The organism is Streptomyces sp. YPW6 (genome assembly GCF_018866325.1).
Classification (GTDB): domain Bacteria; phylum Actinomycetota; class Actinomycetes; order Streptomycetales; family Streptomycetaceae; genus Streptomyces.
On sequence record NZ_CP076457.1, the window covers coordinates 1,700,075 to 1,713,241 of the forward strand.

Below are 13,167 nucleotides of genomic sequence, written 5' to 3' on the forward strand. Positions count from 1 at the left end.
AATCCCGCTCTGAGTCGCGATGAGTCACGACTCAGAGCAATGTGTTCCGAACTTCCGGAGGCACCGTGAAACCCGCATCCGATCCCCGGGCCACTCTCCGGGGCGGCCTCCCCGACCGCTACCTCACCCCCGAGGACATCGCCGCGCTGCTCTCCGTCCCGCTGGAAACCGTCTACGCCTGGCGGAAGAAGCGCACCGGGCCACCCGGCTTCCGCATCGGCAAGCATCTCCGCTACGACCCCACCGCCGTCCACGCCTGGATCAACGCGCTCACCGAGGCTGAGCACGCTGCCGCCTGACTCAGACCACAACCACCCACAGGGGCGCGGCCACCACCGGTCGCGCCCCTGACGCATCCCCGACAGGAGCACCACGTTGGCCGGCCACATCCAAGACCGCTGGTACAAGACCGAACCCGGACCTGACGGAAAGCAGCGCCGGGTCAAAAGCGACCGGTACGGCTCCGGACTCCGCTACCGGGCCCGCTACGTCGGCCCCGATGGCACCGAGAAGTCCAAGAGCTTCCCCGACCGACAGAAGCGCCTCGCTGAGCAGTGGCTCACCAACGTCGCCTCCGACATGTCGCGGGGCCAGTACATCGACCCTCGCGCGGCCCGAGTCACGTTCAAGGGATACGCCGAAAAGTGGCTCAAGGCTCACAGTGCAGACCTGTCGAGTCAGATTGTCACCGAACAGCGTCTGCGCCTGCATGCCTTCCCTATCCTCGGATCGCGCCCCCTGGATTCCTTCAGGCCGGAGCACCTCCGCGAGCTCGTGAGCGCTCTGGAGGCCAATCCGCGCGTGAGTGGTGCGTACGCGCGCAACATCTTCGGTGACGTCCGTGCCGTTCTGAGTGCGGCCGTGGACGATGCTCTCCTCCCCCGCAACCCCTGCTCTGCGAGGTCCGTGCGCCCGCCATCCGTCGAGCGGCGACGGGTCACCCCTTGGCTGCACACGCAGGTGCAGGCTGTCCGCCAAGCCCTTCCGGAGCGCTACCGAACCATGGTGGACACAGGCGCTGGCTGCGGACTCCGCCAGGGGGAAATCGTGGGTCTCGCTGAGGACGCGATCGACTTCGATGCCGGCATTCTGCGGGTCGTCCGGCAGGTGAAACTGATTCAGGGCAAGGCCGTATTCGCTCCGCCGAAATGCAACAAGGAGCGCGACGTCCCGCTCCCGTCCTCGGTGGCCCAGGCCCTGCGAGTGCACATGGACAACTACAAGCCGGTTGAAGTCACTCTGCCGTGGCGAAAGCCTGACGGCCCCAAGGTGACGGCCCGACTCATCTTCACGAACACGGCGAAGGGAGTCGTGTGGAGAAGTAACTTCAACATCCAAGAGTGGAAGCCCGCTCTCGCGCTCGCCGGTCTCATCCCCAGTGCGCAGGACGGCAAGTACGTATCCGCCCGCGAGCACGGCATGCATGCTCTCAGGCACTTCTACGCGTCGGTACTGTTGGACGCTGGCGAGAGCATCAAGGCGGTCAGCCAGTACCTTGGCCACACCGACCCATCACTTACGTTGCGGGTGTACGCGCACCTCATGCCGTCGAGTCAGGAGCGCACCCGGAACACCATTGACGGGCTGTTCTCGCCCTCCCCTGACGGCACTGACGGCCCAGAGACGGCCCAGTAACACGCGAACGGCCCCTGTCGAGCGCCGAACTTGCTGGTCAGGGGCCATTCAATGCCGGATCGTCGCCAGTTCTCCGGGCTTAGGCATGGTTCATCCAGTGTGGCAGACATACGGGGGAGGGTCCGCCGCCCTGTGGACGACGGACCCTCGCTCGTGAAACGTGCAGCTGGGACGGGGTCCCGGAGCGCTGGGGCGGTCAGCCGGAGCCCACGAACAGCACCAGCAGCAGCCACACCACCGGCGCGGTCGGCAGGAGGGAGTCCAGCCGGTCCATGATGCCGCCGTGGCCAGGCAGCAGGGTGCCCATGTCCTTGATCCCGAGGTCCCGCTTGATCATGGACTCGCCCAGGTCGCCCAGGGTGGCGCTGGCCGCGACCGCCAGCCCGAGCAGCAGACCCTGCCACCAGGCGCCGCCGTCGATCAGGAACTCCATGCAGAGCGCGCCGGCGACCATGGCGAAGGCGACCGCGCCGAGCAGGCCCTCACGGGTCTTGCCGGGGCTGATGCGTGGGGCGAGCTTGTGCTTGCCGAAGCGCCAGCCGACGGCGTACGCCCCGGTGTCGCTGACCACCGTGAGGACGAGGAAGGTCAGCACCCGCCACGACCCGTCGTCCGCCGTCAGGAGCAGGGCGACGAAGGTGGCCAGGAAGGGGACGTAGAACGCCGCGAAGACCCCGGCGGTGACATCTTTGAGATACCCCTCCGGCGGCTCGGTCATCCGCCAGACCAGCACCGCGAGAGCGGTCAGGGCCATGGCGACCCACGCGCCCTCCGGGCCCCGGGCGTAGCCGGCGACGACCATCGCGGCTCCGCCGACGGCCAGGGGGATCAGGGGCGCCTTGATGCCCTTGCGTTCCTGGAGTCGGGAGGTGAGCTCCCAGAGGCCGACGACGACGGCGATCACTATGACGCCGATGAAGACGGCCTTCACGATGAACAGCGAGACGCCGATGACGGCGCCGAGACCCACGCCGACCCCTATGGCGGCGCGCAGATCACGCCCCGCGCGCTTCTTCTGCGGCGGGGACGGCAGCGGGGTGGACATGGGCTCCTGCGGCATCTCGTCACGGAACAGAGGGCCGCTGATGAGCGCGGCGTCCCCGTTCCGGTCGTCGCGGCTCTGCGGCTCTGCGTCTGCGTCTCTACCTGCGTCGGGAACGTCCGGCACGATGGGCATGGGCCGAGTCTGCTGGGCGCCGTGCACATCGTGGGCAGGACCCGCCGGGGCAGCCCTCATCTCGGGCGTGCCCCAGTAACCGGCTCCTTGCGGGGCGCCCCAGAAAGAGTCGTTCATCAGACTTCGAGCAGCTCGGCTTCCTTGTGCTTCAGCAGCTCGTCCACCTGCGTGACGTACTTCGCGGTGGTGTCGTCGAGCTCCTTCTCCGCGCGGCGCACCTCGTCCTCGCCGGACTCCTTGTCCTTGACGAGCTTGTCGAGGTTCTCCTTGGCCTTGCGGCGGATGGAGCGGATCGAGATCTTGGAGTCCTCGGCCTTGGTCTTGGCGACCTTGATGTACTCCTTGCGACGGTCCTGGGTGAGCTCGGGGAAGGTCACCCGGATGATGTTGCCGTCGTTGCTCGGGTTGACGCCGAGGTCGGAGTCGCGGATCGCCTGCTCGATGTTGCGCAGCGCGGTCTTGTCGAACGGCGTCACGACGGCCATCCGCGGCTCGGGAACCGAGAACGAGGCCAGCTGGTTGATCGGGGTCAGCGCGCCGTAGTAGTCGGCGACGATCTTGTTGAACATCGCCGGGTGCGCGCGGCCGGTACGGATCGCGGCGAAGTCCTCTTTCGCGACGACAACGGCCTTCTCCATCTTCTCCTCGGCCTCGAGGAGGATTTCTTCGATCACCACGTGCTCCTGCGTGTCTTGGGTGGGCCCGGCGTCGTCATCGCCGCGCCCTGCGGGTCCTGCGTCGCGTCCTCACCTGCACGGTGTCCGACCGGCAGGCCGTTGTCCATCCTGGGGGCCGTCAGGCCCGGGTGCTCTCGTCGCTCACGAGCGTGCCGATCTTCTCACCCTTGACCGCGCGAGCGATATTGCCCAGGGCGGTCAGCTCGAAGACGAGGATCGGCAGCTTGTTGTCGCGGCAGAGCGTGATGGCGGTGGCGTCGGCGACCTTCAGATCGCGGGCGATCACCTCGCCGTACTCCAGTGCGTCGAACTTCACCGCGCCGGGGTTGGTCTTCGGGTCGGAGTCGTAGACCCCGTCCACCCCGTTCTTCCCCATGAGCAGCGCCTCGGCGTCGATCTCCAGGGCGCGCTGCGCGGCGGTGGTGTCGGTGGAGAAGTAGGGCATGCCCATACCCGCGCCGAAGATCACCACGCGGCCCTTCTCCAGGTGCCGTACGGCGCGGAGCGGGATGTACGGCTCGGCGACCTGGCCCATGGTGATGGCGGTCTGGACGCGCGAGTCGATGCCCTCCTTCTCCAGGAAGTCCTGGAGCGCCAGGCAGTTCATGACGGTGCCGAGCATGCCCATGTAGTCGGAGCGGGCCCGGTCCATGCCGCGCTGCTGGAGCTCGGCCCCACGGAAGAAGTTGCCTCCACCGATGACCACCGCGATCTGGGCGCCGTCGCGGACGACGGCGGCGATCTCGCGGGCGATGGTGTGCACGACGTCGGGGTCGACGCCGAGACCGCCGCCGCCGGCGAATGCCTCACCGGAGAGCTTCAGCATGAAGCGCCCGGAACCCTTGTCGTCGCGTTTGTCGTCGGCCTGCATGGCGTCCGCGCCGTTGTCCATGGAAATTCTCCTCGTGCACATACGAAGAAGGCCATTGCCGGTGGGTCTGGTGTCCCTACAGCGGCAATGGCCTCCTCGTCAGATCTGCGGTCGTCCGGCGTGGGTGCGGCCGTCGACTGCACCAGACCCTATCGGGTCCGGCGCTGTTCGCCCGGACGGACTCAGATGCCGACCTTGATGCGCGAGAAGCGCTTCAGGGTGACACCGGCCTCGTCCAGGACCTTCTGGACGGACTTCTTGGCGTCCAGCGCGTACGGCTGGCCCAGGAGGGTGGCCTCCTTGAAGAAGCCGTTGACCCGACCCTCGACGATCTTCGGGAGGGCGGCCTCGGGCTTGCCCTCGGCGCGGGTGGTCTCCTCGGCGACGCGGCGCTCGGCCTCGACGACCTCGGCCGGCACGTCCTCGCGGGACAGGTACTTCGGGGCGAAGGCGGCGATGTGCTGCGCGATGCCCTTGGCCAGCTCGGCGTCGGCCTTGTCCAGCTCGACCAGAACACCGATCTGCGGGGGCAGGTCGGGCATGGTGCGGTGCATGTACACGGAGACGTAGTCGCCGGTGAACTGCGCGAAGCGGTCCAGGACGATCTTCTCGCCGAGGTTGGCGTTGGCCTCGTCGACGTACGCCTGGACGGTCTTGCCGGCCTCGATCTCGGAGGCGAGCAGCGCGTCGATGTCGGCCGGGGAGGTCGCGGCGACGTGCGCGGCGAGCGTGTTGGCGACGGCCTGGAACTTGTCACCCTTGGCGACGAAGTCCGTCTCGCACTTCAGCTCCAGCAGAACGCCGGACGTCTGGTCCTCGGAGATGAGGGAGACGACGGCGCCGTTCTCGGCGGAACGGCCCTCGCGCTTGGCGACGCCCTTCTGGCCCTTGATACGGAGCGCCTCGACGGCCTTGTCGACGTTGCCGTCGGCCTCGTCGAGCGCCTTCTTGCAGTCCATCATGCCGGCGCCGGTGAGCTCGCGGAGCTTCTTGACGTCAGCGGCGGTGTAGTTCGCCATGAGTCTGTATGTCTCTCTCGAAGTCTGAAAGATCTACGGGTGAACGGCGGGGGCGACGCTCGTGGCGCCGGCCCCCGCCGTCAGCAGCCGTGACGGGTGTCAGGCCTGCTCGGCGTCCGCGGCCGGAGCCTCGGCCTCGGCGACGGCCTCGGCCGGCTTCTCGGCGTCGGCGACCTTCTCGGTCTCGGCGGAGGACTGGACCTCGGCGGCGGCCGCGGTCTCGTCCTTCTTGTCGCCCTCGAGCAGGTCGCGCTCCCACTCGGCGAGGGGCTCGCCGGCGGCCTTCTCGCCCGGCTTCGAGTCACCGGTGGCGGCACCGGAGCGGGCGATGAGGCCCTCGGCGACGGCGTCGGCGATCACGCGGGTGAGCAGGGTGACGGAGCGGATCGCGTCGTCGTTGCCCGGAATCTTGTAGTCGACCTCGTCGGGGTCGCAGTTGGTGTCGAGGATCGCGACGACCGGGATGTGGAGCTTGCGCGCCTCACCGACGGCGATGTGCTCCTTCTTGGTGTCGACGATCCAGACGGCGCTGGGCACCTTCTGCATCTCGCGGATACCACCGAGGGTCTTCTCCAGCTTGGCCTTCTCACGCGAGAGGACCAGGAGCTCCTTCTTGGTGAGGCCGGAGGCGGCCACGTCCTCGAAGTCGATGAGCTCCAGCTCCTTCAGACGCTGAAGGCGCTTGTAGACGGTGGAGAAGTTGGTGAGCATGCCACCGAGCCAACGCTGGTTGACGTACGGCATGCCGACGCGCGTCGCCTGCTCGGCGATGGCCTCCTGGGCCTGCTTCTTCGTACCCACGAACATGATGGAGCCGCCGTGGGCGACGGTCTCCTTGACGAACTCGTAGGCGCGGTCGATGTACGACAGCGACTGGAGCAGGTCGATGATGTAGATGCCGTTGCGCTCGGTGAAGATGAAGCGCTTCATCTTCGGGTTCCAGCGACGGGTCTGGTGACCGAAGTGGACGCCGCTTTCCAGCAGCTCCCGCATCGTGACGACGGCCATGGCCGTACTCCTTGAGGTACTCGGTTATCGCGATCGCAGGTTTGCGCTCGCGCCTGACGCCCCTACGCGCCGTGCCACAAGGGACCGAGGAGCGCGGCCACCTCCGAGAAGAGGAGGATGGCGGGGCGTGCGAAGTCGACCCGGTGACCCGGATCGCCGTAAGAAGTGTACGGGACCGGCTGAGTGCCGGGTGACGGCGATACCGATGCCCTGGTGACGGCGGCACGACGGGCCGGGGCGGTGTCATCCGCGAGCCGGTGGCGGTGCCATCCGCGGGCCGGGGGAGGGCGCGGTCCGCGGCCGGTGACGGCCATGTCCGCCACCCTCGGACGGCGACGCCCCGGGCCTCGGTGCCCCCCGTCCACGGCCCGGTGACGGCCGGACCCGCGGCAGCCCGGGAACGGCTGTGTCCACGGCCCCCGGTGGCTGTTGTGTCCGCTGTGTCCGCGGCCCGGCAACGGCTGCGTCCACGGTCGGGTGACGGGGATGTCCACAACCGGCGAGTAGCCCACAGGAACAGGTCCATGATCACCGGAACTCCGGCCTCCGGGACATCCTGACGGACATGCGCCACCTCCCCGGCCCACGCCGCTCCCCCGCCCGTCGCACCCTGCTGCCCCTCGTGCTCGTGGGGCTCCTGCTGTACGTGCTGCTTCCGGCCGGCCCCACCGGGCCGGCCCCGCGGTCCGGGCTGTCCACTCCCCTGGCGGCGACGGGGGCGTCGGCCTTCGTCCCGCGTACGGACGACGACGCACGTACGGACGGCGGCCCGGTCATGGACGTCGACCCGGCCGCAGACGGCGGCCCGGTCATGGACGCCGACCCGGCCGCAGACGGCGGCCCTCTCACGGACACCGACCCCGTCACGGACGGCGGGGCCCGGAGCTGGCCGCTGGTGGGAAGGCCTGCGCTGTTACGGGGCTTTGAGCCGCCCGCCACTCCGTACGGGCCCGGCCACCGCGGCGTGGACCTCGCCTCGTGGCCGGGCGCCCGGGTGCTGGCGGCCGCCGACGGCCGGGTGTCGTTCGCGGGGCGGGTGGCGGGACGCGGGGTCCTCGCCATCGAGGTGGCCGACAGCGGTTCGCCGCCGTTGCGCACCACCTACGAGCCGGTGCGGTCGCTGGTCGAGGAGAGCGTGAGCGTGCGCGCGGGACAGCCGGTCGGGGTGCTGGAGGACGGGCCGTTCCACTGTGCGGTGCGGTGCCTGCACTGGGGGCTGCGGCGCGGGGAGGCCTACCTGGACCCGCTCTCCCTGCTGCCGCCCACGCTGCTGCGGAGAGGGCCTTCGCGGTTGCTGCCGGTGTTCGGCGTGCCGGAGCCGGGACCTCACGCTCAGGCGTGGGCGTTCCGCGGGGGACGTGGGCGGGTCAGCCGCTCACTCCGCGCAGGACCATCGCGACGGCGGTGTCCGCGATGACGTCCGGCTCTTCGGCGACGCCCAGTTCGATCCGGCGTACGGCGGCGTCGACCGACCCTTGCAGGAGCATGGCGGCCAGCCTCGGCTGGGTGTGGCCCAGGTCGCCGAGCGCTTCGACGATCATGGCGATCAACCCGCCGTGCGCGGCCCGGATCTTCTCCCGCGCGCCGGCGTCCAGCTCACTCGCGGAGATCGCGACGACGGCGCGGTGGCGGCGGTCCCCCACGAGGTCGAGCTGGCGGCGCACATACGCCTCGATCTTCGCCTCGGGGGTCTCGGCGCGCTGCATGGCGTTCTCGACCTCGGCCGCCCAGACGGGGAAGTCGACGGCGCACAGCTCCTCCACGACGGCGGCACGGGAGCGGAAGTACTCGTACACGGAGGACCGCGCGAGGCCCGTGCGCTCGGCGAGTGCGGGGAAGGTCAGCGCTTCCGTACCGCCCTCGGACAGCAGGGAGCGCGCGGCGTCCAGGAGGGCGCCGCGCTGCATGGTCCGGTGCTCGGCCACGGAGGCCGCTCGAATCCTGGGCACGGATCCACTCTACGGCGGCAGGCGCGCGGAGGAAGGGCACAGCCACCGATCGAATGGCCGGGGAGGGCCGCGGAGGGTCGCAGACGGGCCCGAGACGGCGGGAGCCGGGGAGGGCCGCGGACGCTCGCAGACAGGCCCGAGACGGCGCGAGTCGGGAGCCGAGATGGCCCGGGAAGTGAGACGCGAGCGGGACGTCAGCGGCCCGCGTCGGCCAGCTTCGCCCGGAGCTGGAGCACGGACTTCGTGTGGATCTGGCTGACCCGGCTCTCGGTCACGCCGAGGACGTTGCCGATCTCCGCGAGGGTGAGGCCCTCGTAGTAGTACAGGGTCACCACGGTCTTCTCGCGGTCGGGGAGGGTGTTGATGGCCCGCGCGAGCAGTCTTCGCAGCTCGCGGTCCTCGGCGACCTCCACCGGATTATCGGCGGCGGTGTCCTCCAGGGTGTCCATCAGGCTCAGCCGGTCGCCGCCCTCACCGCCGACGTGCAGGAGCTCTTCCAGAGCGACCACGTTCGCCAGCGACAACTGGCTGAAAACAGCATGCAGTTCCTCCAGCGCGATGCCCATCTCCGAGGCGACCTCGGCCTCCGATGGCGTACGCCGGAACTGCGCCTCCAGCGTGGCGTACGCACGCTCCACGTTCCGCGCCTTCTGCCGGACGGACCGCGGGATCCAGTCGAGGGCACGGAGTTCGTCGATCATGGCGCCGCGGATCCTGGTGATCGCGTACGTCTCGAACTTGATGGCCCGCTCGATGTCGAACTTCTCGATGGCGTCGATCAGTCCGAACACCCCGGAGGAGACGAAGTCGGCCTGCTCGACGTTGGAGGGCAGCCCCACGCTGACCCGGCCCGCGACGTACTTCACGAGCGGCGAGTAGTGCAGGATCAGCTGCTCCCGCAGCCGCTCGTCGCCCGTGGTCTTGTAGGAACGCCACAACTCGTCGAGGGAGGAGGGAGCGGGAGGGCGCACAGTGCCACGCGCAACCGGTGGTTTCGCCGCGCGGTCAGACCCGGAGGTGTGCTGGGGCATGTGGTGCCTTGAGCCGTTCTGCCGTGAAGTGCTGGAGGACGTGTGTCTGAAGCGGAATCCTTGTGAGCGTAGCGTGACTGTGGCGTCGCAGTCCGCGCAGGACGGGAGTTCCCCGCCGTGTGATTGCCTGCCGCCCCTGGCGCCGTTCGCGCCCGTCCGGGACCAGGGCCGTCGCCTTTGGCGGGGGTCCCGGACAGGTCACCGATCGATCGTGCGAGGTCATCGGCCTTACCTTTTCACCCGAATGCTCCAGGTCAAGTATCGCCTCGCCGCGCGTCGCCGTTGCGTGCCGGAGGAAGCGTCAACCGCCAGCCGTCGCCCTCGCGTTCGACGAACCCCAGTGAGTGGAGTTCGTACAGTCGAGCGAGCGTTTCGTCGACCGAGGTCCCCGCGGTGCGTGCGAGGTCACGGGGATGGGTGACCCCGTGGCGGGGAAGCGCGTCGAGGACCCGTGCGGCGACCGCGTCCAGGTGGTCTCTGGGCAGCACCGGGCCGCGGCGGGCCGGCGGGAGGTCGCCGATGGCCCCGACCAGCTCGACGACTTCGTCCGCGTCGGTGACGAGGACGCCTTCACCGCGCAACAGCTCGTGAACCCCCGCCGACAGGCCACTGGTGGCCGGACCCGGCACCCCCATCGAGAAGCGGCCGAGGCGTTGTGCCCGGCGGGCGGTGACCAGCGAACCGCTACGGTAGGGGGCTTCGACCACGACCGTGCCCCGGGTCAGCGCGGCGATGACGCGGTTGCGGGTGATGAACCGGCTGCGGGTGGGGTGGGCGGACGGCGGCAACTCGGCGACGACGAGACCCTGTTCAGCGATACGCCCGAGCAACTCGGCGTGCCCGCGCGGGTAGGGGACGTCGACCCCGCAGGCGAGCACCGCCGTCGTCGCCCCACCCGCGGCCAGCGCCCCCCGGTGAGCGGCCCCGTCGACGCCGAACGCCGCCCCCGACACCACCACCCAGCCGCGCTCCGCGAGCCCGGAGCCGAGGGTGGCCGCCATGTGCGCCCCGTACGCGGTGCAGGCCCTCGCGCCGACCACCGCGACCGAGCGCAGGGACCACAGGCGCAGGTCGGGCCGCCCACGCACCCAGAGCCCGACGGGCCGCGCGTCGCCGAGGTCGTCCAGCTGGCTCGGCCACTCCCGGTCGCCCGGGCAGACGAAGCGCCCGCCCACCGCGGCGACCGCTGCCAGGTCCCGCCCCGGCTCCGCGGCGGCCGCCCGCAGCCGGTAGCCACCGAGCCGCGCTGCGGTCATCCCCGGGAGCTCCTCGGCGGAGCCGTCCTCGGTGGTGAGCCTCCGCATCAGCTCGACCGGGCCGGTGAGCCGCAGCCACCGCCCGGCACGCTCGTCCCCCGGCTCCAGCACCCGGGTCAGAGCGGCCCTGGCCAGCCGCTGAACCGTGCGGTCCGGGTCCTCCCGCTCACCTTCGCGATCCGGGACCGGGTCGCACTCCCGGTCGGGGCCGTGCCCGCGATCGAGCCCTCGCACGGGATCCCGGCCGCGCTCCGGGGCCGGGCCGGGCTCCCCGCCCCTGTGCGGCCCGTACTCCGGGTCCGGGCCGCGTTCCCGCCCCGTACCGCCCTCCCGGCCACATCCGTGCGCGGCGTCCGGGGAGCGCTCCGCTTCCGGTCCGTGCCCGGGGCGGGGACCGAGCCCGGTGCCCGCCTCCCGCCGTCGCTTCCCCGTCATCCCGGTCACCGCTCCCCCGCCGCCATCGGCACCCCGCGCTGGATTCCCGTCCGCAGCTCCAGGGCGACCGCCACGTCCGAGGCGTCCGGGCGGTCCGCGCCACGGAGGTCCGCCACCGTCCAGGCCACCCTCAGCACCCGGTCCAGGCCGCGAGCCGTGAGGATCCCGCGTTCCAGATCCCGTTCCGCCGCCGCGAGTGCCCCCGGGGCCACGAGCAGGCGGGTCCGCAGCTCGTGGCCCGAGACCTCGCTGTTCGTGGTCCACGGGGTGCCGGTCAGCCGCTCGGCGGCCCGCGCTCTGGCGTCCCGCACCCGGGCGCCGACGACCGCCGTCGACTCGCCCCGGCCGCCCTGCCCCAGCAGGTCCGCCCGGTCGACCGGCTCCACCTCGACCCGCAGGTCCACGCGGTCGAGCAGGGGCCCGGACAGCCGGGCCTGGTAACGGCGGACCACGGAGGGCGGGCACTCGCAGCCCGCGCCGACGAGCGTGTGGCGCCCGCAGGGACACGGATTGGCCGCCAGCACCATCAGGAACCGGGCGGGCAGCCGCACCACCCCCGCGGCCCGCGCGACGACCACATGACCGGACTCCAGCGGCTGGCGCAGCGCGTCCAGGGCCTTGCCCGAGAATTCGGGGGCCTCGTCCAGGAAGAGCACACCCCGATGGGCCAGCGAGACCGCGCCTGGCCTGGGGATTCCGTTGCCGCCGCCCACCAGGGACTGCATGGTCGCCGAGTGGTGCGGGGCGCAGTAGGGGGCCCGGGAGACGAGCGGTTCACCCGGGGGGAGGACTCCCGCCACGGAGTGCACCGCCGTCACTTCGAGGGATTCCTGCCGGGTCAACGGCGGCAGGACCGCCGGCAGCCGCTCGGCCAGCATGGTCTTGCCCGCGCCCGGCGGACCCGAGAACAGCAGATGGTGTCCGCCGGCCGCGGCCACCTCCAGGGCCAGGCGCGGCCGCAGCTGACCCGCGACGTCCGCGAGGTCCGGCCGGTGCCCGTCGCCCCGCGCGGCGGCCGGTGCGAGCCCCGTACCGAGGCCGGTCCCGGGGATCGTCAGCCCGGCCCGCATGGCGTCGGGGCGCCCCTGACCGCCGACGGGCTCATCGGGCACCGGCTCGTCGCACAGGACGGCGACGAGCTGGCGCAGGCTGCGGACGCCGAGGATCGAGACCCCCGGCACCAGGGCCGCTTCCCCGGCCGTCTGCTCGGGGACGACGACGTGCTCGTACCCCGCTTCGGCCGCCGCGAGGACCGCGGGCAGCACACCCCGCACCGGACGCACCCGGCCGTCCAGACCCAGCTCGCCGATCATCACCACGTCGGCGATCGTCGCGGGGTCGATCCGCTCTGCCGCGCCGAGCACCGCACACGCCACGGCGAGGTCGAAACCCGAACCGCTCTTCGGGACGGAGGCCGGGGAGAGCCCGACCGTGAGCTTCTTCTGCGGCCACTCGGCCCCGGAATTGACGACGGCGGCCCGCACCCGGTCCCGGCTCTCCACCAGGCTCTTGTCCGGCAGTCCGACCAGGGTGAAGGCCGCCACTCCGGGCTCCAGGTCCGCCTGGACCTCCACCACCACCCCCTCGACGCCGACCAGCGCCACGGAACACGCGCGTGCGAAGCCCATCAGGACACCCCCCGGGCGTGCTCGGTGACCGGGGCTCCGCGCCGGGGCACGATCACCCCGACCAGATCGATGCGGACCCCGCCGGGCGGTGGCCCGCCGTGCCGCTCCAGCCAGATCTCGGCGAGCCGTCTCAGCCGCTCCGCCTTGACCCGGCCGACCGCGGCCATGGGATGTTCGAACCCGCCCGGCCTGCGCGTCTTCACCTCGCAGAGGACCAGCGCGTCCCCGTCCCGGGCCACGATGTCGATCTCCCCGGCGCGACAGCGCCAGTTCCGGCCGATCACCGTCATCCCGGCTTCGGTCAGCAGCCGCGCCGCCAGATCCTCGCCGTACCGCCCGAGTGCCCCCCGTGCGTTCATCTCGGCACCACCTCCGGCACCGACTGTGACCCGTCCCGCCACAAGATGTGGATCTTGGTGGAAAACTTCGCGGATGTGGAAAACCCGGTCACCCTCGCGGGTGACCGGGCTTCTGGTTGCAG

General features: G+C 70.9%; 13 protein-coding genes. 3 read left to right on the plus strand and 10 right to left on the minus strand.

Annotation, left to right across the window (positions count from 1 at the left end; genetic code table 11):
• Nucleotides 1-65 precede the first annotated feature (65 nt).
• Together KME66_RS07340 and KME66_RS07345 are read left to right on the plus strand one after the other, a co-directional pair.
• Nucleotides 66-299, plus strand: coding sequence for a helix-turn-helix domain-containing protein (locus KME66_RS07340; RefSeq protein WP_216320323.1), 234 nt, complete (start codon nt 66-68; stop codon nt 297-299).
• Between the two features lie 76 nt (nt 300-375).
• Complete coding sequence (locus KME66_RS07345) at nt 376-1,635, plus strand: site-specific integrase (RefSeq protein ID WP_216320325.1); 1,260 nt, start codon at nt 376-378, stop codon at nt 1,633-1,635.
• A gap of 196 nt (nt 1,636-1,831) precedes the next feature.
• On the opposite strand, the gene KME66_RS07350 is transcribed toward KME66_RS07345, so the two are convergent.
• The 5 genes from KME66_RS07350 to rpsB form a co-directional block, all read right to left on the minus strand.
• A complete protein-coding gene (locus KME66_RS07350; RefSeq protein WP_216320328.1) occupies nt 1,832-2,929 on the minus strand; it encodes a phosphatidate cytidylyltransferase in 1,098 nt (365 codons plus the stop codon).
• The gene (frr, locus tag KME66_RS07355) at nt 2,929-3,486 is read right to left on the minus strand and encodes a ribosome recycling factor (protein WP_030715651.1); all 558 of its coding nucleotides are present in this window, start codon (nt 3,484-3,486) and stop codon (nt 2,929-2,931) included. The genes KME66_RS07350 and frr overlap by 1 nt, the downstream gene beginning before the upstream one ends.
• Before the next feature lie 121 nt (nt 3,487-3,607).
• Nucleotides 3,608-4,381 carry a UMP kinase gene (gene pyrH / locus KME66_RS07360; RefSeq protein WP_073213818.1) on the minus strand — a complete coding sequence of 258 codons (774 nt, stop codon included), beginning with the start codon at nt 4,379-4,381 and terminating at the stop codon, nt 3,608-3,610.
• 161 nt (nt 4,382-4,542) lie between these two features.
• A complete protein-coding gene (gene tsf, locus KME66_RS07365; protein WP_073213821.1) occupies nt 4,543-5,379 on the minus strand; it encodes a translation elongation factor Ts in 837 nt (278 codons plus the stop codon).
• 99 nt (nt 5,380-5,478) lie between these two features.
• The gene (rpsB, locus tag KME66_RS07370; RefSeq protein ID WP_019766411.1) at nt 5,479-6,387 is read right to left on the minus strand and encodes a 30S ribosomal protein S2; all 909 of its coding nucleotides are present in this window, start codon (nt 6,385-6,387) and stop codon (nt 5,479-5,481) included.
• A gap of 565 nt (nt 6,388-6,952) precedes the next feature.
• Between rpsB and KME66_RS07375 the strand changes: the two genes are divergently transcribed.
• A complete protein-coding gene (locus KME66_RS07375; protein WP_216320331.1) occupies nt 6,953-7,804 on the plus strand; it encodes a peptidoglycan DD-metalloendopeptidase family protein in 852 nt (283 codons plus the stop codon).
• On the opposite strand, the gene KME66_RS07380 is transcribed toward KME66_RS07375, so the two are convergent.
• The 5 genes from KME66_RS07380 to KME66_RS07400 form a co-directional block, all read right to left on the minus strand.
• The gene (locus KME66_RS07380; RefSeq protein WP_073213830.1) at nt 7,755-8,312 is read right to left on the minus strand and encodes a TetR/AcrR family transcriptional regulator; all 558 of its coding nucleotides are present in this window, start codon (nt 8,310-8,312) and stop codon (nt 7,755-7,757) included. The genes KME66_RS07375 and KME66_RS07380 overlap by 50 nt on opposite strands.
• A gap of 218 nt (nt 8,313-8,530) precedes the next feature.
• A complete protein-coding gene (whiG, locus tag KME66_RS07385) occupies nt 8,531-9,367 on the minus strand; it encodes an RNA polymerase sigma factor WhiG (protein ID WP_006127910.1) in 837 nt (278 codons plus the stop codon).
• A 254-nt stretch (nt 9,368-9,621) separates the two neighbouring features.
• A complete protein-coding gene (dprA, locus tag KME66_RS07390; RefSeq protein WP_253208568.1) occupies nt 9,622-10,758 on the minus strand; it encodes a DNA-processing protein DprA in 1,137 nt (378 codons plus the stop codon).
• A 305-nt stretch (nt 10,759-11,063) separates the two neighbouring features.
• Entirely contained in the window at nt 11,064-12,686 is a 1,623-nt protein-coding gene (locus KME66_RS07395) for a YifB family Mg chelatase-like AAA ATPase (protein ID WP_216320334.1), read from the minus strand.
• Nucleotides 12,686-13,045 carry a YraN family protein gene (locus tag KME66_RS07400; protein ID WP_073213839.1) on the minus strand — a complete coding sequence of 120 codons (360 nt, stop codon included), beginning with the start codon at nt 13,043-13,045 and terminating at the stop codon, nt 12,686-12,688. Before KME66_RS07400 ends, KME66_RS07395 begins: the two co-directional genes overlap by 1 nt.
• Nucleotides 13,046-13,167: the final 122 nt, after the last annotated feature.